The organism is Streptomyces sp. NPDC001599, assembly GCF_042893535.1.
GTDB lineage: Bacteria > Actinomycetota > Actinomycetes > Streptomycetales > Streptomycetaceae > Streptomyces.
This window is the reverse complement of the sequence record NZ_JBIAVA010000003.1, coordinates 745,912-771,636: the sequence shown is the minus strand read 5'-3', so window position 1 is coordinate 771,636 and position 25,725 is coordinate 745,912. Positions and strand designations below refer to the sequence as shown.

Annotated in this window: 22 protein-coding genes; 19 read left to right on the top strand and 3 right to left on the bottom strand. The window is 73.1% G+C overall.

From position 1 onward, the window contains the following. Positions 1-3: 3 nt before the first annotated feature. The 16 genes from asnB (at position 4) to ACFYZ3_RS12315 (ending at position 20,549) form a co-directional block, all read left to right on the top strand. The gene (gene asnB, locus ACFYZ3_RS12390; RefSeq protein WP_388515866.1) at positions 4-1,938 is read left to right on the top strand and encodes an asparagine synthase (glutamine-hydrolyzing); all 1,935 of its coding nucleotides are present in this window, start codon (positions 4-6) and stop codon (positions 1,936-1,938) included. Between the two features lie 72 nt (positions 1,939-2,010). After that, positions 2,011-4,203 (top strand): bi-domain-containing oxidoreductase, encoded by a 2,193-nt coding sequence (locus ACFYZ3_RS12385; RefSeq protein WP_388515864.1) that lies wholly within the window; start codon positions 2,011-2,013, stop codon positions 4,201-4,203. Further along, the gene (locus ACFYZ3_RS12380; protein ID WP_388515862.1) at positions 4,200-6,167 is read left to right on the top strand and encodes an alginate lyase family protein; all 1,968 of its coding nucleotides are present in this window, start codon (positions 4,200-4,202) and stop codon (positions 6,165-6,167) included. Before ACFYZ3_RS12385 ends, ACFYZ3_RS12380 begins: the two co-directional genes overlap by 4 nt. 22 nt (positions 6,168-6,189) lie before the next feature. Further along, positions 6,190-7,725: a right-handed parallel beta-helix repeat-containing protein gene (locus tag ACFYZ3_RS12375; protein ID WP_388515861.1), complete on the top strand. Its 1,536-nt coding sequence runs from the start codon at positions 6,190-6,192 to the stop codon at positions 7,723-7,725. Between the two features lies 1 nt (position 7,726). Continuing rightward, positions 7,727-8,959, top strand: a complete 1,233-nt coding sequence (locus ACFYZ3_RS12370; RefSeq protein ID WP_388515859.1) for an O-antigen ligase domain-containing protein — start codon at positions 7,727-7,729, stop codon at positions 8,957-8,959. 2 nt (positions 8,960-8,961) lie between these two features. Beyond that, positions 8,962-10,203: a glycosyltransferase gene (locus ACFYZ3_RS12365; RefSeq protein ID WP_388515857.1), complete on the top strand. Its 1,242-nt coding sequence runs from the start codon at positions 8,962-8,964 to the stop codon at positions 10,201-10,203. Beyond that, on the top strand, positions 10,200-11,450 hold the full coding sequence (locus tag ACFYZ3_RS12360) for a methyltransferase domain-containing protein (protein WP_388515856.1): 1,251 nt from the start codon (positions 10,200-10,202) through the stop codon (positions 11,448-11,450). The genes ACFYZ3_RS12365 and ACFYZ3_RS12360 overlap by 4 nt, the downstream gene beginning before the upstream one ends. Next, a complete protein-coding gene (locus ACFYZ3_RS12355) occupies positions 11,447-12,256 on the top strand; it encodes a glucose-1-phosphate cytidylyltransferase (RefSeq protein WP_388515854.1) in 810 nt (269 codons plus the stop codon). Before ACFYZ3_RS12360 ends, ACFYZ3_RS12355 begins: the two co-directional genes overlap by 4 nt. Further along, positions 12,253-12,900, top strand: a complete 648-nt coding sequence (locus tag ACFYZ3_RS12350) for a PIG-L deacetylase family protein (protein WP_388515852.1) — start codon at positions 12,253-12,255, stop codon at positions 12,898-12,900. The genes ACFYZ3_RS12355 and ACFYZ3_RS12350 overlap by 4 nt, the downstream gene beginning before the upstream one ends. A gap of 3 nt (positions 12,901-12,903) precedes the next feature. Further along, entirely contained in the window at positions 12,904-13,929 is a 1,026-nt protein-coding gene (locus ACFYZ3_RS12345) for an NAD-dependent epimerase/dehydratase family protein (protein ID WP_388515850.1), read from the top strand. Beyond that, on the top strand, positions 13,926-15,200 hold the full coding sequence (locus tag ACFYZ3_RS12340; protein ID WP_388515848.1) for a DUF4910 domain-containing protein: 1,275 nt from the start codon (positions 13,926-13,928) through the stop codon (positions 15,198-15,200). The genes ACFYZ3_RS12345 and ACFYZ3_RS12340 overlap by 4 nt, the downstream gene beginning before the upstream one ends. Before the next feature lie 5 nt (positions 15,201-15,205). Next, the gene (locus ACFYZ3_RS12335; RefSeq protein ID WP_388515846.1) at positions 15,206-16,495 is read left to right on the top strand and encodes a hypothetical protein; all 1,290 of its coding nucleotides are present in this window, start codon (positions 15,206-15,208) and stop codon (positions 16,493-16,495) included. Further along, positions 16,492-17,439: a glycosyltransferase family 2 protein gene (locus ACFYZ3_RS12330; protein WP_388515844.1), complete on the top strand. Its 948-nt coding sequence runs from the start codon at positions 16,492-16,494 to the stop codon at positions 17,437-17,439. Before ACFYZ3_RS12335 ends, ACFYZ3_RS12330 begins: the two co-directional genes overlap by 4 nt. Continuing rightward, positions 17,436-18,668 carry a polysaccharide pyruvyl transferase family protein gene (locus ACFYZ3_RS12325; RefSeq protein WP_388515842.1) on the top strand — a complete coding sequence of 411 codons (1,233 nt, stop codon included), beginning with the start codon at positions 17,436-17,438 and terminating at the stop codon, positions 18,666-18,668. Before ACFYZ3_RS12330 ends, ACFYZ3_RS12325 begins: the two co-directional genes overlap by 4 nt. Beyond that, positions 18,665-19,216, top strand: a complete 552-nt coding sequence (locus ACFYZ3_RS12320) for a dTDP-4-dehydrorhamnose 3,5-epimerase family protein (protein ID WP_388515840.1) — start codon at positions 18,665-18,667, stop codon at positions 19,214-19,216. Before ACFYZ3_RS12325 ends, ACFYZ3_RS12320 begins: the two co-directional genes overlap by 4 nt. Before the next feature lie 7 nt (positions 19,217-19,223). Next, complete coding sequence (locus ACFYZ3_RS12315; protein ID WP_388515839.1) at positions 19,224-20,549, top strand: glutamate-1-semialdehyde 2,1-aminomutase; 1,326 nt, start codon at positions 19,224-19,226, stop codon at positions 20,547-20,549. Positions 20,550-20,590: 41 nt separating this feature from the next. Here ACFYZ3_RS12315 and ACFYZ3_RS12310 read toward each other — a convergent pair whose 3' ends face one another. Together ACFYZ3_RS12310 and ACFYZ3_RS12305 are read right to left on the bottom strand one after the other, a co-directional pair. Next, positions 20,591-21,319, bottom strand: a complete 729-nt coding sequence (locus ACFYZ3_RS12310; protein WP_388515990.1) for a phosphatase PAP2 family protein — start codon at positions 21,317-21,319, stop codon at positions 20,591-20,593. A 379-nt stretch (positions 21,320-21,698) separates the two neighbouring features. Next, on the bottom strand, positions 21,699-22,262 hold the full coding sequence (locus ACFYZ3_RS12305) for a CGNR zinc finger domain-containing protein (RefSeq protein WP_388515837.1): 564 nt from the start codon (positions 22,260-22,262) through the stop codon (positions 21,699-21,701). Positions 22,263-22,379: 117 nt separating this feature from the next. Between ACFYZ3_RS12305 and ACFYZ3_RS12300 the strand changes: the two genes are divergently transcribed. Then, positions 22,380-23,072: a haloacid dehalogenase type II gene (locus ACFYZ3_RS12300; RefSeq protein ID WP_388515836.1), complete on the top strand. Its 693-nt coding sequence runs from the start codon at positions 22,380-22,382 to the stop codon at positions 23,070-23,072. Between the two features lie 33 nt (positions 23,073-23,105). On the opposite strand, the gene ACFYZ3_RS12295 is transcribed toward ACFYZ3_RS12300, so the two are convergent. Continuing rightward, entirely contained in the window at positions 23,106-23,924 is an 819-nt protein-coding gene (locus ACFYZ3_RS12295; RefSeq protein WP_388515834.1) for an SAM-dependent methyltransferase, read from the bottom strand. A 98-nt stretch (positions 23,925-24,022) separates the two neighbouring features. On the opposite strand from ACFYZ3_RS12295, the gene ACFYZ3_RS12290 reads away from it, so the two are divergent. Both ACFYZ3_RS12290 and ACFYZ3_RS12285 read left to right on the top strand, forming a co-directional pair. After that, positions 24,023-24,694, top strand: a complete 672-nt coding sequence (locus ACFYZ3_RS12290; RefSeq protein ID WP_388515832.1) for a HEAT repeat domain-containing protein — start codon at positions 24,023-24,025, stop codon at positions 24,692-24,694. Between the two features lie 3 nt (positions 24,695-24,697). Next, positions 24,698-25,702: a MerR family transcriptional regulator gene (locus ACFYZ3_RS12285; protein ID WP_388515830.1), complete on the top strand. Its 1,005-nt coding sequence runs from the start codon at positions 24,698-24,700 to the stop codon at positions 25,700-25,702. The last annotated feature ends 23 nt before the right edge of the window (positions 25,703-25,725 follow it).

The window sequence follows — 25,725 nt, the reverse complement described above, 5'->3', positions numbered from 1 at the left end:
CACATGTGCGGCATCGCAGGCACGTACCACTGGCCGGACGGCAAGGCCGTGACCGACCGGCTCACCGACGTCCTCGCCCACCGCGGTCCGGACGGGGCGGGCCGCTACAGCCACGCCGCCGGCGTGGGCGAGGTGCATCTCGGGCACCGCCGGCTGGCCATCATCGACCTGTCCACAACCGGCGCCCAGCCGATGGTCTCGGACGGGCTCGCCCTGTCGTACAACGGCGAGCTGTACAACGCGCCCGAGCTGCGCACCGAGCTGGAGTCGGCCGGGGTCCGCTTCCGCGGCACCTCCGACACGGAGGTGGTCCTGGAGGCCTGGCGGCGCTGGGGCACGGACTGTCTGCCCCGGCTGCGCGGCATGTTCGCGTTCGCGGTCTTCGACGAGCGCACCGGTGAACTGGTGCTCGCGCGCGACCAGCTCGGCATCAAGCCGCTGTTCCTGCTCCGGCGCGGCGCGGGCCTGGTGTTCGCCTCCGAGCTCAAGGCGCTCGCCGCCGCGACCGGCGGGAAGCTGGAGGTGGACCACGCGGCCCTGGTGGCGTCGCTGCTGTACTACTGGGTGCCGGACTCGCGCTGCGCGTTCCGCGAGGCGGAGAAGCTGCCGCCGGGCAGCTGGCTGCGGTGCCGGCCCGACGGCCGGGTGGAGCGCGGCCGGTTCTGGAACCTGCGGGACGTCGCCGCCGAGGGCCGGGAGCGTGCCCTGAGCGGCGAGCGGCCGGACCTGGCCGCCGTCGTCGAGGAGTCGACCCGGCGCCACCTGCTCTCCGACGTGCCGGTGGCGACGTTCCTCTCCGGCGGGCTCGACTCCAGCTATCTGACCGCGCTGGCCGCCCGCGACCGGCCCGGGATCTCCGCCTACACGATCGGGTTCCGCGCCGAGGACGCCAGGTTCGAGGCGATGCCCGACGACCTGCGCTACGCCCGGCAGGTGGCCGAGCGGTTCGGCGTCGACCTGCACGAGATCGAGATCGCCCCGGACGTGCTCGACCTGCTGCCGCGGATGACGTACCACCTGGACGAGCCGATCGGCGACCCCGCGGCGATCAACACCTTCCTAATCTGCTCGGCCGCCCGTGAGGCCGGGGTCAAGGTGATGCTCTCGGGGATGGGCGCCGACGAGCTGTTCGCCGGCTACCGCAAGCACCTGGCCAACGTGCTGGCGCTGCGCTACCAGCGCGTCCCGCGGCCGCTGCGGCGCGGGGTGTCCGCGGCCGTGGGCCGGCTGCCGGTGGCGTCGAGCCGCCGGGGGTACCGGTCGGTGCGCTTCGCGAAGCGCTTCCTGTCCTTCGCCGATCTGCCGCAGGAGACCGCCTTCCGCCGCAGCTACACGATGTACGACCGTCAGGAGCTGATCGGCCTGATCGATCCGGATCTGGCGGGCACGGTCGAGGACGTGCTGACCGAGCATGCGGACGTCTACGAGGACAACGACCTCGACGACTTCGTGAACCGCATGTGCCTGGCCGACGCCCGGATGTTCCTGCCGGGCCTGAACCTCGCCTACACGGACCGCTCCAGCATGGCCGCGTCGACCGAGGTGCGGGTGCCGTACGTGGACGTCGAGGTGGTGAAGGCGGCGTTCGCCGTGCCCGGTGAGCGCAAGATCGTCGGGCGGCAGGGCAAGGCCGTCCTGAAGGAGGCGGCCACCTCGGTCCTGCCCCGGGAGATCGTGTACCGGCCCAAGGGCCTGTTCAGCGCCCCGCTGCGGGCCTGGATGAGCCGTGACCTGGCGCCGCTGGTGCGCGAGGTGGTGAACGACGGCGAACTCGTCAGGGCCGGGTTCCTGCGCCGGGACGCGCTGCGGCGGCTCGTCGCCGAGGACGCCGCCGGGCAGCGGGACTTCTCCAAACACCTGTGGCACGTGCTGACCCTCGAGTACTGGTACCGCGGCGCGACCTCCGGATCCGGCCATCCGTCCTCGTCGACGGAGTAGCGCCTCGGCACCTCCCGCGCACCTCAGCACCTCCCCCGCACCACGACCGGCAGAGAGACAAGAGGACCTTCGGTGAAACAGGTTGTGCAGAACTACAAGAGCGGCGAGCTGGCGCTGCTCGACGTGCCGGTGCCGGGCTGCAAGCCGGGCGGCGTACTGGTGCGGACCGCCTACTCCCTGATCTCCACCGGCACCGAGCTGATGAAGGTGTCCGAGGCCGGCATGTCGATGCTGGGCAAGGCGAGGTCACGGCCGGACCAGGTGGCCAAGGTCGTGCAGAGCGTGGCCACCAACGGGGTGCCCGCCACCTATCGCAAGGTGATGGGCAAGCTGGACTCCTACACACCCCTCGGCTATTCGCTGTGCGGGGTGGTGGAGCAGGTCGGCGCCGGAATCGACGACGTGAAGGTCGGCGACCTCGTGGCCTGCGCCGGCAACGAGCACGCCCTGCACGCCGAGCTGAACTGGGTGCCGCGGAACCTCTACGCCCCGGTGCCGGACGGTCTCGCGCCGCGGGACGCGGCCTTCGGCACCGTCGGTTCGATCGCGCTGCAGGGTGTCCGCCAGGGCGAGTCGCGGCTCGGCGAAACGGCTCTGGTCATCGGGCTCGGGCTGATCGGCCAGCTGGTGGTGCAACTGCTCGTCGCCTCGGGTGTCCGGGTGGTCGGGGCCGACCCCGACGCGGAGCGCTGCGCACTGGCCGAGCGGCTGGGCGCCGCCGCCTGCGGCGATCCCGCGTCCCCGGCCGTGGAGAGTGCCGTCGCCGAACTCACCGACGGCCATGGCGTGGACCAGGTGTACCTGGCCGCCGGCGGCGGCAGCAACCAGCCCGTCGAGCTGGCCGCGCGGCTGTGCCGGGACCGCGGCCGGGTCGTCGACATCGGCAAGTGCCGCCTGGACCTGCCGTGGAACGCGTACTACGAGAAGGAGCTGGACGTCCGGTTCTCCCGCTCCTACGGCCCCGGCCGCTACGACCCGGAGTACGAGCTGGAGGGGCGGGACTACCCGATCGGCTACGTGCGCTGGACCGAGCGGCGCAATCTGGCGTGCTTCCTGGACCTGGTGGCCCGGGGCCGGGTCGACGTGGCGCCGCTGATCACCCGAACCGCGGACTTCGAGGACGCGGTCGAGACGTACCGGAGCCTGGAGGACGGCGCCCTCAAGGCCGTCGCCGTGCTGTTCCGGTATCCCGGGCGGCCCGACGGGGAGGCACCGGCCGAGGCACCGGCGGTGAAGGTGCCCGCGGTGCGGCGCGGCGCCGGCGCGTCCGTCCCGGCACGGGCCGCCCGGACACCGGTGCGGCTGGCGTTCGTCGGCGCGGGCAACTACGCGACGTCGATGCTGCTGCCGCATCTGGCCCGGCGCGAGGGCGTCGAGCTGTCGACGGTCGTCACCACGACGGCGCTGTCCGCGGCCAACGCGCAGCGGAAGTTCGGGTTCAGGGAGGCGACCACCGATCTGGACGCCGTGCTCGGCGACGCGTCCGTGGACGCGGTGTTCGTGGTCACCCGGCACAGTTCGCACGCCGAACTGACGCGCAAGGCGCTGCTGGCCGGCAAGGCCGTGTTCGTGGAGAAGCCGCTGGCGCTGACCGAGGACGAGCTGACCGGTGTGCTCGCGGCGGTGGAGGAGTCCGGCAACGACCGGGTGCAGGTGGGCTTCAACCGCCGGTTCGCGCCGCTGCTCCAGGAGGCGGGGAAGCGGTTCGGTGCCCGCACCGGGCCGGCGAGCCTGCGCTACCTCGTCAACGCGGGGCGGCTCGACCACGGCAGCTGGTACCTCCAGCAGGGCACCGAGGGCTCGCGGTTCGCCGGTGAGGGCGGGCACTTCGTCGACACGGCGAGCTGGCTGCTCGGGGCCGACCCGGTCTCGGTGTACGCGCTCGCTTCGTCCGGCAACGAGGACCTCCAGGTCGTGCTGGGCTACCCGGACGGGTCCACCGCCACCATCAGCTACGTCACCACCGGCGCGGCCGGTTTCCCCAAGGAGACGCTGGACCTGGTCGCGGACGGCAAGGTGCTGCAACTCGACGACTTCGTCCGCAGTTCGGTCTACGACGGCCGCAAGCGGTGGGTCAGTTCGCGGCTTCCCAAGGCCCGGGACAAGGGCCAGTCGGCCGAACTGGCCACGTTCGTCCGGGCGGTGCGGACCGGCGGGCCGATGCCGGTGCCGCTCGAGTCGCTGGTCGCCACCACGACGGCCACCCTCGCCGTGCGGGCCGCTCTGGCTGCCGGCGCCCCGGTGACCCTGACGGAGGCGCGATGACCGTGACCCCGGGGAGTGCGGGCTGGTACCTGCGGCGGCTGTCCCGGATGGGGCCGCGCGAGGTGGGCGGCCGGGTGGGCGACACGGTGCGCAGGCGACGGTGGCGGTCGGCGCGGCCGGCGGCCCCGAGCGTGACGGGGGCCCGGTTCACCGCGGTCCTGCCCGCCGGGACGGTCGCCGCGGTGGCGCCGGATGCCGCGAAGCGCCTCGTCGCCGAGGCGGACCGCCTGCTGGCCGGGCACGTCGAGTACTTCGGCGTGCGCCGCGACGACCTGGTCGATCCGGACTGGTGCTTCGACCCGAAGACCGGGCGCCGGGCGCCGGGCGGCTACGCCTTCGACGTGCCGTACCGCGACGAGGAAGCGGTCGGGGACATCAAGCAGATCTGGGAGCCGTCCCGGCACCAGTACCTCACCGTGCTCGCCGCCGCCTACGCGGTCACCGGCGACGAGCGGTACGCCGAGCGGGTGGCCGAGCACCTGCGGTCGTGGTGGGCCTCCAACGCGCCGCTGCGCGGGGTGCACTGGGTCAGCGGCATCGAGCTGGGGATCCGGCTGCTGTCCTGGGTGTGGATCCGCCGGCTGCTCGACGGCTGGCCGGGCGCCGCCGCGCTCTTCGAGGACAACCCGGCGGCGCTGGAGCAGATCTGGCACCACCAGCGCTGGCTGGCCGCCTTCCCCAGCCGCGGCTCGTCGGCGAACAACCACGTCGTGGCGGAGGCCGCCGGGCAGTTGGCGGCGGCCTGCGCCTTCGGGTGGTTCCCCGAGTCGGCACGGTGGCGACACGACGCGCTGCGGTCGCTGGAGCGGCACCTGCGCGGCAACACGTTCCTCTCCGGCCTCAACCGGGAGCTGGCCACCGAGTACCACGGGCTGGTGCTGGAACTCGGCCTGGCCGCGGTGGCGGAGGCGGACGCCGCCGGTGTGCCGGTGCCCACGACGGTCCGGCTGGTGCTGCTGCGGATGACCGACGCGCTCGCCGCCGTCGTGGACGACCGGCTGCGGCCGCCGCGGCAGGGAGACGCGGACGACGGACACGGCCTGGTGGTGGACGGCGCGGGTACCGACCGCTGGGGCTCGCTGCTGGCCACCGGGGAGGCCGTGTTCGGATCGCTTCCCTGGTGGCCGGCGGTGACCGGCACGGATGTGCGCACCCCGCTGCTGGCGGCGCTGGTGCGGCCGTACGGCAAGGACGGAGCGGGCCGGGCCGTGACCCGCCCGGAGCGCAGGCCGGCCCACTTCGCGGACGCGGGGCTCACGGTGCTGCGCGGACCGGGCGGGATCTGGTGCCGCTGCGACGGTGGTCCGCACGGCTTCCTGTCCATCGCCGCGCACGCCCACGCGGACGCGCTGTCGGTGGAGGTCCGGCACGACGGGGTCGACGTGCTCGCCGACCCGGGGACGTACTGCTACCACGGGCAGCCCGTGTGGCGGGGGTACTTCCGCTCGACGCTCGGCCACAACACCCTGGAGTTGGACGGCGCCGACCAGTCCGTCTCCGGCGGCCCCTTCCTGTGGACCCGGCAGGCGCGCACCCGGGTCCTGGCCGTGGACACGTCCGACGAGACGGTGTCCCGCTGGTGCGCCGAGCACGACGGGTACGGGGACTCCGTGCACCGCCGCCGGGTGGAACTGACGGCCGCGAGCCGGGAACTGCGGGTGGTGGACGAGGTGCGCGGCCCGCGCCGGTCCGTGCGCCTGGCGTTCCACCTGGGCCCGGCGATCGCCGCGGACCTGACGGGCAGCCGCGCCGCTCTCACCTGGACCCGGGACGGCGAGGAACGCTCCGCGGTGCTCGATCTGCCAGGCGGGCTGTCCTGGCGGGCGCATCGCGGGGAGACCGACCCGCCGCTGGGCTGGTACTCCCCCGGCTTCGGGCGCAAGGAACCGGCCACCACCCTGGTCGGCACCGGTGTCACCGACGGCGTGCGGGAGTTCACGACCGTACTCGGCTTTCGCGGCTAGGAAGGGAAGGAGGGGAGGACGCATGGGGAGCAGGCGAAGGGGCGGAACGTGGTCGGCCGCGGCGTCGCTGGCGCTGGCACTGCTGGCGGCCGGCTGTACCGATACGCCCGACGCCAAGGCGCCGGAGCGGACCGCGCCGTCCTCCCCGTCCGGGGCGCGGGACGTGGCCCGGGTGTGCGAGAAGCCCGCCGCCGGTCCGGCGAAGGCCCCGGCGGGTGCGGTGACCGTCGATCCGGCGGTCGTCGGCGACCTGGCGGACAAGACCCGCAACAGTCCCGCCCGCACGACCTTCTGGCTCCGGCCGGGCAAGCACCGGCTCGCGTCCGACCGCTACTCCCAGGTCGTCCCCAAGGAGGGGAACCGCTACCTCGGCGCGCCGGGCGCGGTGCTCGACGGCGGGAAGACCAACCAGTACGCGTTCGGCGGCACCGCGCGGGACGTCACCATCAGCCATCTCACCGTGCAGGGCTTCGACGCGCCGCACGACGAGGGTGTGGTCAACCACGACTCGGCCGACGGCTGGGTGATCGAGCACGCCACGATCCAGCGGAACTCCGGCGCCGGGCTGATGGCCGGTGGCCGTCAGGAGGTCCGCGCCAGTTGTCTGCGCGACAACGGCCAGTACGGTCTCAACGCGTACAAGGGCGACGGCGTCATCAACGACCTCGTGCTCGAGGGCAACGAGATCACCGGCAACAACACCGGCGACTGGGAGCGCAAGCGACCGGGCTGCGGCTGCACGGGCGGCGTCAAGTTCTGGGCCGTCCAGGGGGCCGACGTACGCGGCAACTGGGTGCACCACAACCGGGGGACCGGCCTGTGGGCGGACACCAACAACAACGACTTCCTCATCGAGGACAACGTGCTGGAGGGCAACGACGGTGCCGCGCTGATCTACGAGACCAGCTACAACGCGGTCGTCCGCGACAACACCATCCGGCGCAACAACTGGGTCGAGGGCCGCGAGAACACCGACGGCGGCGACGACTTCCCGTACGCCACCGTCTACATCTCCGAGTCGGGCGGCGAACCCCGGGTCGAGGCGCGCACGGACAAGATCGAGATCTACCGGAACGTGCTGGAGGACAACTGGTCCGGCATCACCCTGTGGGAGAACGCGGACCGGTTCTGCAACAGCCCGGCCAACACCTCCTCGGGCGACTGCACGTTGCTGGTGGAGGACGTGGACCGCTGTGCGCGCCCGGGGATCGCGAGCGCGCCGCTGTACGCGGACTGCCGGTGGAAGACCCAGCGGGTGGACATCCACGACAACCGCTTCACCCTGGACAGGACGGTCGTCGAGTGCACGGACAAGTGCGACCGCATGGCGCTGCTGGCCAACTACGGCACCTATCCGGACTGGTCGCCGTACCAGGGCGAGCGGGTGGCCGAGGCCGTCACGCTCCGGCAGCACAACCGCTGGCACGACAACGTCTACGTCGGACCGTGGAAGTTCGTCGCCCACGACCCGAGCCGGGTGCTCGACTTCGGGCAGTGGCAGGGCGCCCCCTACCGGCAGGACGCGGACAGCACCCTGCGTGCCCGGGACGGTGGTTGAGATGGAGACCGGGCGCACGCCGAAGCTGGTCGGGGCGGTCTGGGGGCTGCTGGTCCTCAACACGCTGGGCTCCACGGGGGCGGAGACCGTCGTCCCGCTGCCCCGCTCACTCATCCAGATGGTCACCATGGGCGCGCTGGCCGTCGCGTTCTCGCTGGCCCTCGCGCTCAACCTCGGGCTGCGCGTGCGCGCCAGCGCCTTCCTGTTCCTGCTCACCCTGCTGCTGGTGCCGAGCGTGATCTCCAGCGCGGACCTGGAGTCCGGGTTCGGCGCGCTGTTCCGCTGTGCCCGGCTGGCCCTCTTCGTGGGCACCCTGTGGCTGCTCAGTCGCTGGTGGGACGGCGGCCCCACCTTCGTCCGGCACCACATCCGGATGTACTTCGTGGTGCTCTGCACGGTGGCCGCGGGCGCGCTCGTCTCACCGGGTGCGGCCATGCCCGACCTGTACGGCGGGCGGCTGGTCGGCGCCCTGTGGCCGCTCACCCCGCCCCAGATCGGCCAGTACGCCGCGGTGATCATCGGTCTCGCCCTGCTGCTCGTGCTGAGCCGGCAGACAGACCGGCGCAGCGCGGCGATGGTGATCGTTCCGTCCCTGCTGCTGCTCGTGCTGACCCATACCCGCACGGCCACACTCGGTCTGCTCGTCGGCCTGACGCTCGCGATCGGCTCTCTCGCCCTCACCAGCGCCGCCGCCCGCCGGTTCTTCTCCTGGGCGGTGCTGTGCGCGGCGGTGGCCGCGGTGGCGTTCGCCTCCGCGCTGCACTCGTGGTTCCTGCGCGGCCAGAGCGAGGAGAACTTCAGCAATCTCACCGGCCGGGCCAAGGTCTGGGACGCTCTGCTGGCGGCGCCCAGGTCGGCCGGCGAGAAGGTGTTCGGCATCGGTCTGGGCGACAAGTCGTTCGACGGGCTGCCGATCGACAACAGCTGGCTGGCCGTCTACCAGGAGCAGGGTCTGGTCGGCGTCGGCCTGGTGGCGGCGGTCCTCGTCGTGCTGGGCGGCGTCGCGTTGCTGCGGCCGCCGTCACCGGCGCGGGCCTGTGCGATCTTCCTGATCAGCTACTGCGCCCTCGCCTCGTACACGGAGGCGGGGCTGGGCGACGCCTCGCCGTACCTGCTGCACCTCGCCGTGGCCGCCTCGCTGCTGGCCTCGCCCGCCGCGGCCACGCCCCTGGCGACGCCCGAACCCCCTCGCCGACGCGTCCCGCGCTGGGCCCGCACCCCGGAGGTGACCTGAGCATGCACGTCCTCGTGGTGCACAACCGCTACAACTCGGCCCAGCCGAGCGGCGAGAACAACGTCGTCGACCAGGAAGTGGAGCTGCTGCGCGCGGCCGGCCACCGGGTCGGCGTGTTCGAGCGGCGCAGTGACGACATCGCCTCGCGGTCCCTGCTCGGCAAGGTCGCCGTGCCGCTCCTCGTGCCGTGGAACCCGGCGGTCCGCAGGGAGCTGGCCGACCGGCTGCGCGCCGAGCGGCCGGACGTGGTCCATGTGCACAACGTCTTCCCGCTCCTGTCCCCGGCGGTGCTGGCGGCCTGCGCCGACGCCGGGGTCCCGGCCGTCGCCACGCTGCACAACTACACGCAGGTGTGCCCGCCCGGCACGCTCCAGCGCGACGGCCGGCCGTGCACCGAGTGCGTCGGGGCGGCGCCGCTGCCCGCCGTGCGGCACGGCTGCTACCGGAACTCGCGGCTGGCGACGGTGCCGCTCGCGGTCGGCCTGTCGGTGAACCGGCGGCGCTGGTGGTCCGGTGTGGAGCGGTTCTTCTGCATCTCGGCGGCGCAGCGCGAGGTCCTGGTGGGGGCGGGGCTGCCGGCCGAACGGCTGGCGGTCAAGCACAATTTCGTGCCCGAGCCCGAGGCGCGCCGTGCGGGCCCCGGCGAGCACCTGCTCTACCTCGGCCGCCTCGCGGAGGCCAAGGGCGTACGGCTGCTCATGGAGGCGTGGGACGAGCTGGCCGCGGACGGCGGGGTGGGCGTCCCGCTCGTCGTCGCCGGCACGGGGCCGCTGGAACGCGAGGTGACCGCCTGGGCGGCGGGCCGGGACGACGTGCGCTACGTCGGCCTGTACGACCCGGAGCAGTGCAGGCGGGCCCTGGCCCGGTCGGTGGCCGTGGTGGCTCCCTCGACGTGGCTGGAGGCGTTCGGCCTGGTGGTCGTGGAGGCGATGGCGGCGGGGGTACCGGCCGTCGCCGCCGGGCACGGCGCCTTCGCCGAACTCGTCGACGACGGGGTGACCGGGCTGCTGCACCGGCCGGGCGAGGCCGCCTCGCTCGCGTCCCGCATCCGCCGGATCGCGGCGGAGCCGGAGCGCAACCAGGAGATGGGCCGGGCGGCCCGGCGCCGGTACGAGCAGGGCTTCAGCCCGGCCGTCGGCCTGGAGCGCCTGCTGGAGGGGTACCGCACCGCGATCGCGGGGCGGTCGGCACTGGCTCGCGGCGGGGACGTCCGCGCGGGCAGGGGGGATGGGGGCAGTAGATGACACGATGCCGACTCTGCGGTTCGGCGGCGATGGAGAGCGTCGTCGATCTCGGAGCGACTCCGCCGTGCGAGAGTTTCCTCGCCGCGGACCAACTGGACCGGCCGGAGCCGGCGTACCCGCTGCACCTGCGGGTGTGCACCGACTGCTGGCTCGCGCAGATCCCCGCGCTGATCACGCCCGAGGAGACGTTCACGCAGTACGCGTACTTCTCCTCGTACTCGACCTCCTGGGTGGAGCACGCGCGGACGTTCGTCGGCGGCGCCGTGGAGCGGCTGGGCCTCGGCCCGGACTCCTTCGTGGTCGAGGTGGCGAGCAACGACGGGTATCTGCTCAGGCACATGGTGGACCGCGGGATCCGCTGCCTGGGCGTGGAGCCGTCGGTGAACGTCGGGGCGGCGGCGCGGGAGGCGGGGGTGCCCACGCTCACGGAGTTCCTGAGCCCGGACACCGGTGCGGCGGTGCGCGCCGAGCACGGCCCGGCGGACCTGGTGGTGGCCAACAACGTGTACGCGCACATCCCGGACGTGGTCGGCTTCACCCAGGGGCTGCGCGCGCTGGTCGCCGACGACGGCTGGGTCTCGATCGAGGTGCAGCACCTGCTGACCCTGATCGAGGAGAACCAGTACGACACGATCTACCACGAGCACTTCCAGTACTACACGGTCGCGTCCGCGGTCCGGGCGCTGGCGAGCGGCGGCCTCACGCTGGTGGACGTCGAGCTGCTGCCCACGCACGGGGGTTCCGTCCGGCTGTGGGCGCGGCCGGCCGAGGTGGCGGGTGAGCCGGGCCGGCGGGTGAGTGACGTGCTGGACCGGGAGAAGGCGGCCGGGCTGCGGGAGCTGTCCGGGTACACCGAGTTCTCGGCCCGGGTGGCCAAGGTGCGCCGGGACCTGTTGCGGTTCCTGATCGAGGCGGCCGAGCGCGGCGACACGGTGGTCGGCTACGGCGCCCCGGGCAAGGGCAACACGCTGCTCAACCACTGCGGCATCCGGCCCGACCTGCTCGCGTACACGGTCGACCGCAATCCCTACAAGCACGGCAGGTTCACCCCGGGCACCCGCATTCCGATCCTGTCGCCCGAGCGGATCGCCGCCGACCGGCCGGACTACGTCCTGGTCCTGCCGTGGAACCTGCGGGACGAGCTGGTCGAGCAGCTCTCCTTCGTGCACGAGTGGGGCGGCCGCCTGGTCTTCCCCATACCGGAACTGAGCGTTGTCGAGCCCGCGTCCGAGAAGGGCACAGCATGAAGGTCGTACTGTTCTGCGGCGGCTACGGGATGCGGATGCGCGAGGGCGCCTCCGACGACGTGCCCAAACCGATGGCGATGGTCGGCCCGCGGCCGCTGATCTGGCACGTCATGCGCTACTACGCGCACTTCGGGCACAAGGAGTTCATCCTCTGCCTCGGCTACGGGGCGCATCACATCAAGGACTTCTTCCTCCACTACGAGGAGACGACGTCGAACGACTTCGTGCTGCGCGGCGGGCGGACCGAGCTGCTCTCCACCGACATCGCCGACTGGACCATCACGTTCGCGCAGACCGGCATCGAGTCGCCCATCGGGGAGCGCCTGCGCCGGGTGCGGCACCACCTGGACGGCGACGAGATGTTCCTCGCCAACTACGCGGACGTGCTCACCGACGCGCCGCTGCCCGAGATGATCGACTCCTTCGCCCGGCGGGACGCCGGCGCCTCCATGATGGTGGTGCCGCCGCAGTCCTCGTTCCACTGCGTGGACCTCGGTGAGGACGGTCTGGTGGGCGGCATCACCGCGGTGAGCGACCTGCCGCTGTGGGAGAACGGCGGCTACTTCGTGCTCCGCCAGGAGGTCTTCGACCACATCCCGGAGAACGGGGACCTGGTGGCCGACGGATGCACCCAGCTGGCCAAGCGCGGACGGCTGGTGGCGCACCAGCACCGGGGCTTCTGGAAGCCGACCGACACGGTGAAGGAGCGGGCCGCGCTCGACGCCGCCTACGTCCGGGGGGAGCGCCCGTGGGCCGTGTGGGAACGGGACGGCGCGAGGTCGGCCGCCGGGGTGGGGTCCGCGTGATACGGCTCGGTGCCGGGAGCCCGGACCGGATCGTCGCGGTGGGCGCGCACTGCGACGACATCGCCATCGGCGCCGGCGGCACGCTGCTGACGGTGTGCCTGGCGCGGCCGGGGGTGCGCGTCGACGCGTTGGTGCTCTCCGGCGGTGGCGGCGAGCGGGAGCAGGAGGAACGGGCCGCACTCGCCGCCTTCTGCCCGGGCGCCGACCTGCGGCTGACGGTGCTCAAGCTGCCGGACGGCCGGATGCCGGCGCACTGGGAGGAGGCCAAGGCCGCGGTGGAGGAGCTGCGCGGGCGGACCGAGCCGGAGCTCGTGCTGTCCCCGCGCACCGACGACGCGCACCAGGACCACCGCGGTCTGGCGAAGCTGATGACCACGGCGTTCCGCGACCACCTGGTGCTGCGCTACGAGATCGTCAAGTGGGACGGCGACCTGGGCCGCCCGACGGCGTACCAGCCGCTGTCGGAGGACGTCGCCGAAGAGAAGGTGCGGCTGCTGCAGGAGCACTACCCCTCGCAGCGCCACCGCCCCTGGTACGACCGGGAGGCCTTCCTCGGCCTCGCCCGGATCCGCGGCATCGAATGCCACGCCCGCTACGCCGAGGCGTTCGACGTCGCCAAACTCACTCTCAACCTGGGGGGTTGAACCTTGCGCGTACTGCTCACCGGACACCAGGGCTACCTGGGCACCGTGATGGCCCCGGTCCTCACGGCCGCCGGACACGAGGTCGTCGGCCTCGACTCCGGCCTGTTCGCCGACTGCGTCCTGGGCCCGGCGCCCGACGACCCGCCGGGGCAGCGGGTCGACCTGCGCGACCTCACGGCCGAGCACGTGGCGGGGGTGGACGCGGTGATCCACCTGGCCGCGCTCTCCAACGACCCGCTGGGCTCGCTGGCGCCGGAGCTGACCTACGACATCAACCACCACGCGTCGGTGCGGCTGGCCCGGCTGGCTCGCGACGCCGGGGTGCAGCGCTTCCTGTACGCGTCCACCTGCTCGGTCTACGGCGCCGCGGGCGGCGGCGAGCTGGTGGGCGAGGACGCGCCGCTGCGTCCGGTGACGCCGTACGCGGAGTCCAAGGTCCGGGTGGAGGACGACCTGCACGCGCTGTCCGACGGCGACTTCAGCCCGGTGTACATGCGCAACGCCACCGCCTTCGGCTTCTCGCCCCGGCTGCGTGCGGACATCGTGCTGAACAACCTGGTGGGCCACGCGCTGCTGTCCGGCGAGGTGCTGGTGCTCTCCGACGGCACCCCGTGGCGCCCCCTGGTGCACGCCGCCGACATCGCCCGGGCCTTCGCGGCCGCGCTGGTGGCGCCGCGGGAGGCGGTGCACGACCGGGCGTTCAACATCGGCAGCGAGGTCAACAACGTCACAGTCGCCGAGATCGCCGAGGAGGTGGCCGCGGCGGTGTCCGGCTCGAAGGTGGTCGTCACCGGGGAGACCGGCGCGGATCCGCGCTCCTACCGGGTGGACTTCTCCCGCTTCCGCGCGGCGATCTTGGGCTTCGACTGCGAGTGGACGGTGAAGCAGGGCGCGCTCGAACTCGCCGAGGCCTACCGGAAGCACGGGCTGACCCGGGAGGACTTCGAGCAGCGCTTCACCCGCCTGGCCGTGCTGCGCGCGGCCGCTCAGACCGGCGCCGTCGACGACACCCTGCGGTGGCGCCGATGACCCAGGCCGGAGGGGAGATGTACGCCCTGGTGGAGCGGTTGTACCCGCTGTGCCGGAGCATCACGGGCGACGGTGTGCGCGCGACCCTGGACATCGTCGACGAGTACCTCCCCCTGCACATGCACGAGGTGCCGACCGGGACACAGGTGCTGGACTGGACGGTGCCGCAGGAGTGGAACATCCGGGACGCGTACGTCGCCGACGCCACCGGCCGCCGGGTCGTCGACTTCGCCGCGTCCAGCCTCCATGTGCTCGGCTACAGCGTGCCGGTGTCGGCGACGATGCCGCTGGCCGAGCTGCGTCCGCACCTGCACACCCTGCCGGACCAGCCCTCCCTGGTGCCGTACCGCACCAGCTACTACCGGCCGGAGTGGGGTTTCTGCCTGGCTCAGGAGACCCTGGACGCCATGCCGGAGGGCGAGTACGAGGTCCGCATCGACTCCACCCTGGCGGACGGCCACCTCACCTACGCCGAGCACGTGGTCCGCGGACAGGTGCCCGACGAGGTGCTCGTCTCCTGCCACACGTGCCACCCGTCGCTGGCCAACGACAACCTGGCCGGCATCGCGGTGGCGACGTTCCTGGCCCGGGAGCTGGCGGAGCGGAACCCGTACTACACCTACCGGTTCGTCTTCGCGCCCGGCACCATCGGGGCGATCACCTGGCTGGCCCGCAACCGGGAGCGGGTGGAGCGGGTCAAGCACGGCCTGGTGCTGGCCTGCGCGGGCGACCCCGGGCAGGTGACGTACAAGCAGAGCCGGCGTGGCGACGCGGAGATCGACCGGGTGCTGCGGCATGTGCTGACCGCCTCCGGGCGACCGCACCGGGTCAGCGAGTTCACGCCCTACGGCTACGACGAGCGGCAGTACTGCTCGCCCGGCTTCGACCTCGGCGTGGGCTCGCTCACCCGGACCCCGTACGCGGGCTATCCGGAGTACCACACGTCCGCGGACAACCTGGACTTCGTCTCCCCGGCGGCGATGGCGGACACGCTCGCCGTCTGCCGGGAGGCAATTTCCGTCCTGGACCGCAACCGGCGGTACGTCAACCTCAGTCCTTACGGGGAGCCGCAGTTGGGAAGGCGCGGGCTGTACGACTCGCTCGGCGGCCGCAGTGACGCCAAGCAGGCCCAGATGGCCATGCTGTGGGTGCTCAACCTCTCCGACGGCGGGCACAGCCTGCTCGACGTCGCCGAGAAGTCCGGGCTGGCGTTCGAGACCGTCGCCGAAGCGGCCGACGCCCTGCACGGCGCCGGACTCGTCAAGGCATGACGCCGATGACCGTCGAAGGGGAGAAGACGACGACACCGGCGGAACCCGCCCGGCGGGGCGTCGTCGGCAGGCTGTCCTGGGGGCTGGCCGACCAGGCGGCCTCCAGCCTGTCCAACTTCGTGGTGGGCATCTACGTGGCGCGCTCGCTGGGGCTGACCGCGTTCGGCGTGTTCAGCCTGGCCTGGGTGACCTACGGCGTGGTCCTCAACGTCTCCCGCGGGCTGGCCACCGACCCGCTGGTGGTGCGCTTCAGCGCCGTGCCGGAGTCGTCCTGGCGCGGCGCGGTGGCCCGGGCGTCGGGTGCCGCGCTGCTGGTCGGCGCCGGGATCGGCACGGTGTCCCTGGTCGCCGGGCTGGCCATCGGCGGCCAGGTGGGAGCCGCGTTCGCCGCGCTCGGCGTCGTGCTGCCGGGGCTGCTGCTCCAGGACGCCTGGCGGTACTCGTTCTTCGCCGCCGGCGTCGGCCGCAAGGCGTTCGTCAACGACGTCGTGTGGGCCGTCGCGCTCGTGCCGGCCATGGTGGTGGCGGCCCACGTGGGCAGCGTGTCCGCCTTCCTCCTCGCCTGGGGCGGATCAGCCGCGGTGGCCGGGGCGTACGGCTGGTTCCAGTCCGGCATCAGGCCGAGGCCGACCGGGGCGCGCGAGTGGCATCGCGACCACCGCGACCTCGGCTACCGGTACCTGGTGGAGAACGTCGGCGTCAGCGGTGCGGGCCAGATACGGGCGTACGGGCTCGGCGCGATCGTCGGGGTCGGTGCGGTGGGAGTCGTCCGTGGCGCGGAACTCCTGCTCGGCCCGTTCCTCGCGGTGCTGATGGGCCTGTCACTGGTCACCGTGGCCGAGGCGGCGCGGGTGCTGCGGCAGGCACCTGAGCGGCTCGGGAAGTTCTGCTTCCTGCTGGGCGCCGGGCAGACCGTCGCCGCGCTGCTGTGGGGCGCGGCACTGCTGCTGGTGCCGGACCGACTCGGCGAGCTGGTCCTCGGCGACGTCTGGAGCGGCGCCTCGGAGCTCATCGTGCCGGTCACCCTCAGCGTCGCGGGCGCCGGGCTCGGCACCGGCGCGGCGGCCGGGCTGCGCGCCCTGGCGGCGGCCCGGCGCAGTCTGCGCTGCCAGTTGTTCGCCTCCGCCTGCTACGTCGCGGGCGGGCTCGGCGGTGCGGTCGCGGGCGGCACGGTCGGTTCGGCCTGGGGCGCCGCCGCCGCGTCCGTCTGCGGTTCGGTCGTGTGGTGGCTGCAACTGCGGGCCGCCCTGCGCGAGCGCGACCACCATCCCATTCCCGAAGTGAGGACCACATGACCCCCCACCCCCGGCTGAGCATCGGCCTTCCCGTCTACAACGGCGAGGAGTACCTGGCCGAGTCGCTGGACGCCCTCCTGGGGCAGACCTACGAGGACTTCGAACTGGTGATCTCCGACAACGCGTCGACCGACGGCACCCAGGACATCTGCCGCCGGTACGCCGCGCAGGACTCGCGCATCCGGTACATCCGGCTGCCCCGCAACATCGGCGCCGCGCCGAACCACAACTACGTGTTCACCGAGTGCCGCGGCGAGCTGTTCAAGTGGGCCTCGCACGACGACCTCTACGCCCGGGACCTGCTGCGCAGCTGCGTGGCGGCGCTGGACGAGCGGCCGGAGGTGGTCCTCGCGCACGCCGGCCAGGCCGTCATCGACGGCGACGGCAAGGTGAAGGTCCCCTACGAGTACGGGCTCGCCACCGACTCCCCGCGCGCTCCGGAGCGCTTCCGCAGCCTGCTCTTCGAGCCCGGGGGCGACGACTTCTACGGGGTGATGCGGTCCGCGATGCTGCGCCGGGTGAAGCCGCACGACAGCTACCACCACGCGGACCGCACCTTCGTCGCCGAGATCACCCTGCACGGCCCTTTCCACCAGGTGCCGGAGCTGCTGTACTTCCGTCGCGACCACCCCACCCGCGCCGAGCGGGCGAACCCCTCCAAACGCTCCCGGTGCGTCAATCTCGACCCGCGCCGGGCGGGCCCGCTGCACCCGACTCCCCGGCTGCTCGCGGAGTACGTCTGGGGTTTCGCCTCGGCGATCGGGCGGGCGCCGTTGTCCTCGGCCGACCGGCGTTCCTGCCACCGCCATCTGGCGGCGTGGCTGACCAGCCGCGTCCGGCCGGGCGCCGGCGAGCGGGTCGAGGACCGTGCTCCCGTGGACCCGGACCGGCTCACCGTCTCCGTCGACGACCTGGTCGCCGGCCGCGAGGGAGGGCAGGCATGACCTCCATGCGCGAAAAGCCTTTACGCATCGGCGTGTTCGGTCTGTTCGGCGCCGGGAACAGCGGCAACGACGGGTCGCTCGAGGCGGTGCTCGACCACCTCAGGGCCGCGCATCCCGATGCGGTCGTGGACGCGATGTGCGGCGGACCCGAGGTCGTCGCGACCCGGTACGGGGTTCCCGCGACGCGGCTGAACTGGTACCGCGGGGAGTACCGGACCGCGTCACGTGCCGGCGCGATCGCGGCCAAGGCCCTGGGCAAGCTCGTCGACGTCTGGCGCACCGCGGCCTGGGTGCGCAGGCACGACGCGGTGATCGTGCCGGGGACGGGAGTGCTGGAGACCACGCTGCCGCTCAGGCCCTGGGGCTTCCCGTACTCGCTGTTCCTGCTCTGCCTGACGGGCCGGTTGACCGGTGCCCGCGTCGCGCTGGTCAGTGTCGGCGCCGGCCCGATCGGCAACCGGTCGACCCGGGTCCTGACGCGCTGGTCGACGCGGCTGGCCGCCTACCGGTCGTACCGGGACACCCAGTCGCGCGAGGCGATGCGGACGATGGGCGTCGACACCGCGCGGGACGAGGTCTACGCGGACCTGGTGTTCGCCCTGCCGGGGCCGACCGCGGCCGAGCCCGCGGAGACGCGGGGCCCGGTCTGCGTCGGCGTGATGGACTTCCACGGCAGCAACGACGAGCGGGACGTGGCCGAGGAGATCCACCGGCGCTACCTCGACGGGACGACGCGGTTCGTCCGTGCGCTGGTCGAGGAGGGCAGGCCGGTCCGGCTGCTCACCGGCGACGAACTCGACCGGCCGGTGGCCGCCGCGATCGTCGACGCGGTGGGCTCGCCGCTGGTCACCGTCGCCGAGGCGGCCTCGCTGGCCGATCTGATGAAGGAGACGGCCTGTGCCGACACCGTGGTGGCGACCCGGTACCACAACCTGGTCTGCGCGCTGAAGGTCGGCACACCGACCCTCGCTCTCAGCTACTCGGGCAAGAGCGACGCGTTGATGGCCGAGATGGGGATGGGTGCCTACTGCCATCCGGCCCGCGAGGCCGATGCCGACCGGCTGCTCGAACAGTTCCGCGAGCTGGAAGGGCGGTCGGGCCCCGTACGGCGGACCCTCGTCGAGCGGAACCTGGTCGTCGCCCGGCGCGTCGAGGGCCAGTTCGCCGCGCTGACCACCGCCCTGTTCCCTGCGACCGACCACGCCCACGCCCTGCGGGAGGCACCATGAAGGCGACCGAAGTGCCGGAGATCTCCGGCGCATACCTGTTCCGACCGACGCCGCACGCGGACGCACGCGGCTTCTTCTGCCGGACCTTCGACGCCGACGTCGTGCGCTCGGTGGGTCTGGACCCGGCCGCCTTCGTCCAGGACAGCGTGTCGCGCTCGGTCCGGGGCGTGCTGCGCGGCCTGCACCTGCGCTCCGGCGCCGGTGAGGCCAAGCTGGTGCGGTGCTCGAACGGGAGGATCTTCGACGTCGTCGTGGACCTGCGGACGGACTCGCCGACCTACCTGGGCCGGGCGTTCTTCGAGCTGTCCGGCGAGACGCAGACGACCCTGTACATCCCGGCGGGGTGCGCGCACGGCTTCCAGTCGCTGACGGAGACCTCCGACGTCTCGTACCGGATCGACCGCCCGCACGACCCGGCCGAGGACGTGACGATCGCCTTCGACGACCCGGACCTCGCCATCGACTGGCCACTGCCGGTCACCTCGGTGTCCGCCCGGGACCGGGAGGCGCCGAGTCTCGCCGAGGTCCTCAAGCGCAGGGAGGGATGAGTCCGAAGTGAACGCCGAAGAACTCCGCCTGCCCCGGTCGCGGCAGGCCAACGAGCGGTTGCACGCCATGATCCCCGGCGGCGCGCACACCTACGCCAAGGGCGACGACCAGTACCCGGAGAACCTGGCTCCGGTGATCAGCCACGGCCGTGGTGCCCACGTGTGGGACGTCGACGGCAACCGCTACGTCGAGTACGGCTCCGGCCTGCGGTCGGTCAGCCTCGGCCACGCCCACCCCCGCGTGACGGAGGCCGTACGACGGGAGCTCGACCGGGGCAGCAACTTCGTCCGGCCGTCCATCGTGGAGGTCGAGGCCGCGGAACGCTTCCTGGCCACGGTGCCGACCGCGCAGATGGTGAAGTTCGCGAAGAACGGTTCCGACGCCACCACGGCGGCGGTCCGCCTGGCCCGCGCCGCCACCGGACGGCCCCGGGTGGCCGTCTGCGCCGACCATCCGTTCTTCTCGGTCGACGACTGGTTCATCGGCACCACGCCGATGTCCGCCGGGATTCCGGCGGCGACCAACGAGCTGACCGTGGCGTTCCCCTACGGCGACCTGGCCGCCACCGAGGAACTGCTCGCCCGGCACGAGGGCGAGGTGGCCTGCCTGATCCTGGAGCCCGCCACCCACACCGAGCCGCCGCCCGGCTACCTCGCCGGTCTGCGCGAGCTGGCCGACCGGCACGGGTGCGTCCTGGTCTTCGACGAGATGATCACCGGGTTCCGGTGGTCGGAGGCGGGCGCCCAGGGCCTGTACGGCGTCGTCCCCGACCTCTCCACGTTCGGAAAGGCGCTGGGCAACGGGTTCGCCGTCGCCGCGCTGGCCGGACGCCGGGAGCTGATGGAGCTCGGCGGACTGCGGCACTCGGGCGACCGGGTCTTCCTGCTGTCCACCACCCACGGGGCGGAGACGCACGCGCTGGCCGCCGCGATGGCCGTACAGAGCACCTACGTCGAGGAGGGCGTGACCGCGCGGCTGCACGCCCTCGGTGACCGGCTCGCCGCGGGTGTCCGGGAGGCCGCGGCCAGCATGGGCGTCGGGGACCACGTGGTCGTCCGGGGCCGGGCCAGCAACCTGGTCTTCGCCACCCTCGACGAGGACGGGCTGCCGTCGCAGCGGTACCGCACCCTGTTCCTGCGCCAACTCCTCGCGGGCGGGGTGCTGGCCCCGTCCTTCGTGGTGAGCAGCGCGCTCGGCGACGCCGACCTCGAGCACACCGTGGACGTGGTGGCCGAGGCGTGTGCGGTGTACCGCAAGGCGCTGGACGCCGCCGATCCCACGCCCTGGATGGCCGGCCGGCCGGTGAAGCCGGTGTTCCGCCGCCTGGCGTGAGGCCGGCGGACGGTGGAGGGGCGACGCGACCCGACGTTCCGTCAGCGCTGCCGCTGCCGGGCGGCGTCGGCCCTCCGCTCGGCCGTCCACTCGTCCGGCGGGTGGGCCGGGGGGCCGGCCCACCGGCCGGTGAGCCGGTCGGCCGTCCGGTCGGCCAGCCACGCGGTCACCGGGAGCACCGCCAGCGCGGTGCACCAGCCGCCGAGGGTGTCGGTCGCGTAGTGGGAGCCCAGGGCGACCTGCGCCCAGCCCATGGTCGCGCCGGCCACCAGCCCCGCCGCGAACACGAAGGCCGTGCCGGCCGCCCTGCCGAGACGGAGGCGGCCGGCCGCGAGCAGCGACACCATGAGGGCGATGGCGGTGAGAAAGGCGGTGTGCCCGCTCGGGTAGGACAGGTTGTCGCCGTGGATGGTGCGCCCCACCACGGGTTTGAGCAGCGTCGTCGTCCCCACGGTCAGCCCGGCGCCGGTCACGACGAACACCGCCGCGCGCGGGTGCCGGAGCAGCAGGCAGCTGGTCACGACGGCCGTGACCAGCAGCACCGCCCCCACGGGCTCCCCCAGGAAGTCCGTGACCACGGCGACGTGCCGCCACGGCGGCCCCACCCCGTCCACGGCCGCGAAGACCCGCGCGTCCGACTGGCGCGGCTCGCTCTCGTCGGCGTACGCGACGCCGAGGGCGAGGACCACCAGCGCGGCGAGGCAGGCGATCAGCCCGAACCACAGGCGCAGTGACGACGGCAGCACCGCGGGCCCCGGCCGGCCGGTCACCCGCCCGCCGCCCCGGGGCGGCCTGCGGTACTGTCCCACGTCCTCGTCCACTCCCCCGCCTCGCCCGGCTCTCCGGCGATCGCGCCGATCAGCCCCGGGTCCAAGCCACCGTAGTCGCTCCCGCGGGCCGGATAACAGCCGATTCGCGCCATTGCGCAAAGGGTGCCGTGAATCGTTCGCAGCTGTCCCGGAGCTCCCCGCCCCGCTCACCACGGCCCGTGATGGACGAGGCCCCCGCGGCCGTGCCGAGCATCCGGTAGGCCGCCGCCCCGAGGTACGGCCGGTGGTGCCCGAAGTACCAGGTGCTCGACTCCGGCCCGCTCACGCGCGTCCTGGGCCCGCACACGCGCGCGTCCCCGGTCCGCTCATGCGCGCGTCCTCACCGTTCCGGCCGTCCGGCCGGTGTGGCCGAGGTCCGTCTGCGGGCCCGGTAGGCCGCGGCCTTGACGCGGTTGCCGCACTCCTCCATCCCGCACCAGGCGCGTCGGGCGCCGCGCGAACGGTCGAGATAGACGCGGGTGCAGTCGAGGCGGCCGCACTCCTTGAGGCGGGCGCCGGGGTCGGCGAGCACGGCGATCCCGCTCCGGGCCAGGTGGGACAGTACGGCGGAAAGGTCCCCGGACATGCGCGACCCCGCGTCGTCGAGTCTGACGGTGGGCAGCGGTCCGGCGGCCGCGTCGTTGACGACCCTGAGGCTGGGGGTGTCGAAACGGCGGCCCAGGACGCGGTCGAGCGCGAGACGGTAGACGGCTTCCCGCAGGTTCAGTGCCGCGTCGAAGGACGAGGGGGTGGCGGTGACGCGGTCGGGAAGTTCGTCGCAGGCGGCCACCCACCGCTCGAGATCCGCGGGCACTGCCAGCAGGTCGACCGGTTCGTCCCGGCGGGACAGCACGGTGCCCGTCAGGTCGAGAGCCGGGTTGCCACTCACGAAGGCGAAGTCCACGTCACCATCTTGACCGGTGACGGCATGGTCGGCAAGGTGGATCCCGTCGTCACCTGTTGAAGTGGTGACTCGGAGGCGAGAGGGCGCGGCAGAGCGCGAGGGAGGGTGAGGGCGGGTATGGCTGGTGGGATCCGCGGCACCGAGGTCGTCGTCTTCGACGTCCTCGGCACACTGGTCGACGAGCCCGGCGGGCTTCGCGCGGGGATCCGGGAGGCGGTACCCGCGGCCGACGACGCGTCCGTCGAGGAGCTGCTCGCCCTGTGGCAGGGGCACGTGGAGCGGGAGCAGTGGCGCATCGTCCGGGGGCGGCGGCCCTACGCAGACAGCGGGATCATCGACGCGGAGGCCGCTCGGCTGGTGGCCGACCGTGCGGGAGTCGGCGATCCGGCGGTCGTCGACCGGCTGGCCGGGGCGGGCCGGCGTCTGCTGGCCTGGAGCGACTCCGCCGCCGGACTGGACCGGCTGGCGCGGCGCCTCGTGGTGCTGGGGCTCTCCAACGCCAGTCACACCGCTGTGCCGCGGATCGCCGCGCACGCCGGGCTGCGCTGGCACGGGGCCCTGTCGGGCGAGACCGTCCGCGCCTACAAGCCGGCGCCGGAGGTCTACCGGTTCGCCGTCGACACCGCTGGGTGCCCGGCGGACCGGGTGCTCATGGTGGCCGCCCATGCCTGGGACCTCCGCGGCGCCCGGGCGGTGGGCATGCGGACCGCGTACGTCCAACGCCCCGGCGGGGATCCGCCGACGGGCTCCGACGAGTTCGACGGACGCTTCGAGGCACTGGACGAACTGGCCGACGCGCTCGGCCCTTGAGCACGTGATGCGTGGGAACCGGGCGGTCCGGCCCTACGGCTTGCGGGCCATCCCGGCGGCGATGAGGCGCTCCCAGACGGTCAAGTCCCGTTCACCGCCGTCGTTGTGCGTACCGGCGCTCGCCTCGGGACGCCACAGGGACGCCGGTACTATTCCCGGCTCCAGGATCTCCAGTCCGTCCAGCAGGGCCTCGATCTCCGCGTCCGTCCGCCACCGGCCACGGCCGAACGTCCCCTGGAGGACCTTCTCGGCCTCCGCCGTCTCCGGGTTGTTCCCGGAGCGGAAGTGGCTGACGAAGAAGAGGCTCCCGGAGGGCACTTGGCCGCGCCAGTAGCGGACGATCGCGGCGGGGTCCTCGTCGTCGTTGACGTGGTGGAGGATGGCGCTGAACATGACGGCGACGGGACGGTCGAAGTCGATCAGCTCCCGGGTGTCCGGGTGGCTGCGGATCCCCTCGGGGTCGCGCACATCGACGGGTACGAACCGGGTCCGGTCGTTCTCCTCCAGCAGCGCCCGCCCGTGGACGAGGACTTGAGGGTCGGTGTCGACGTACACCACCCGGGTGTCCGGTGCCCGCCGTTGCGCGACCTGGTGCACGTTGTCGGCGGTGGGCAGGCCGCTGCCGAGGTCGATGAACTGACGCACCCCGGTCCTCGTCACGATCTCCCCCACCGCCCGCGTCAGCGCCGCGCGATTGGCGAAGGCGATCGCCACCGAACCCGGGAGGGCTCGTTTGAACACGTCGCCGATCTCGCGGTCCGCCGCGTAGTTGTCCTTGCCGCCGAGCAGGTAGTCGTAGACCCGGGCGATGCTCGGCCTGGTGCTGTCGATGGAGGAACTCTCTCCCGTCATGGCGTCCATCCTCTCCCGCGCGAGGACACCCCGACCACCACTTCTTTGACCTTGACACCGTGACAAGGTCTTCACTGGCTGCCAAGGAGGTGGTCCCGATGACCATGACGAGACAGGACACGGATGCCCTGCGAGCCTTCGAGAGCCTGGCCGACCCGCGTGCGTCCGTGCGGCTGCGGGCGGCCCTCGCGGTCGGTACGGCGCCCAACCCGCGCTTCGTGGACGGGCTCGTCGAGCGGTCCGCGGTCGAGCCGGAGTTCTTCGTCCGCGACATGCTGACCTGGGCGCTCACCCGCCATCCGGTGGCCGTGACGCTCCCCCCGCTGGTCCGTGAAGTGGGCTCCGAGCTCCCGCAGGCGCGCAGCCAGGCGCTGCACACGCTGTCCAAGATCGGCGACCGGCAGGCGTGGCCGGCGGTCAGCGGGGCGGTGCTGTCCGACGCCGACGACGAAGTGGCGCGCAGCGCCTGGCGGGCCGCGGTCGTCCTCGTCCCCGAGGGCGAGGAGCAAGCTCTGGCGGAGGCGCTGGCCACGCAGTTGGGGCGCGGCGACCGGGAGACTCAGCGGAGTCTCAGCCGGGCGCTCGTCGCGTTGGGCGCTGCGGCCGGGGCGGTTGTGGAGACCGCGACGACGGCCCCTGCCCCGCACGTGCGTGCGCATGCCCTGGCCACGCTGCGGCTGCTGCGCGACCCGGACTCCGGGTTCGAGGCGGCGATCGAGGAGGCGAAGCGCGTCGTGGCCCTCGGCGGGTCCGGGCGCGAGGGACGATAGAGCGTGTTGATCGGTGAGGTGGCGCGACGGTCCGGGGTCAGTGCCCGCATGCTCAGGCACTACGAGTCGCTCGGCCTGGTGCGGCCCTCGGGCCGTACGGGATCCGGCTACCGGGAGTACTCCCGTGCGGACATCCGGCGGATCTTCCACATCGAGAGCCTGCGGTCGCTGGGCCTGTCGCTGCGCGAGATCGGCCGCGCGCTCGACGAACCCGGGTTCGCCCCCGCGGCACTCGTGGCCGACCTCATCCACCGCACGCGTGAACGGATCGCGGCGGAGACGGAGTTGCTCACCCGGTTGGGCCGGATCGACGCGGCGGGCCCGGCCGGCTGGGAGGACGTCCTCCAGGCCGTCGCGCTCCTCCAGGCGCTGGGCTCGAAGAGCGCGGACGCACGCCAGCGCGCGGCCCTCTCCTCGGTCCAGGACGCCTCGGTGCCGGTGGAGGCCCTGGTCGAGGCGGCGCTGAGCGAGACGGACACCAATGTCGCCGGAGCCCTTCGCTGGGCGCTGGCGCGATCGGGCGGCGACGCCGCGGCTCTGCTGGCCCGGGGTCTGGACTCACCGGTGGCCGAGGTGCGGGCGCGTGCCGTGCGAGCCCTGGCCGAGCTGTCCGGCGCCGAGGCCACCGCGCGTCTGCGACACGCCCTCACCGGCCCGGACGCCGTGGTCCGCGGGTACGCGGCACTGGCGCTCGGGTCGCGCGGGGTGGGCGAGGCGGTGCCGACGCTCGTCGACATGATCGTGGCGGGACGGAACGACACCGACGCGGCCGACGCCCTGAGCGTGCTGGCGAGCGACACCGCGACGGCGGACCGGATCGCCGCCGGGCTCGTCGGCCGTCTCGCCGACGGCGCCACCGACGCGGCCGCGCGCGGCCGGCTGACGCAGGCGCTCGCGGGCATTCCCGGCCCGCGGGCATCCAGTGCCCTGGCGGAGCTGTCCCGGGACGAGGACCGCGCCGTCGCGCTCACCGCCACGTATCTGCTGCGGCTGCGCGAGGAGCCGTAAATGCGTCGACAGTGCGCCTCGCG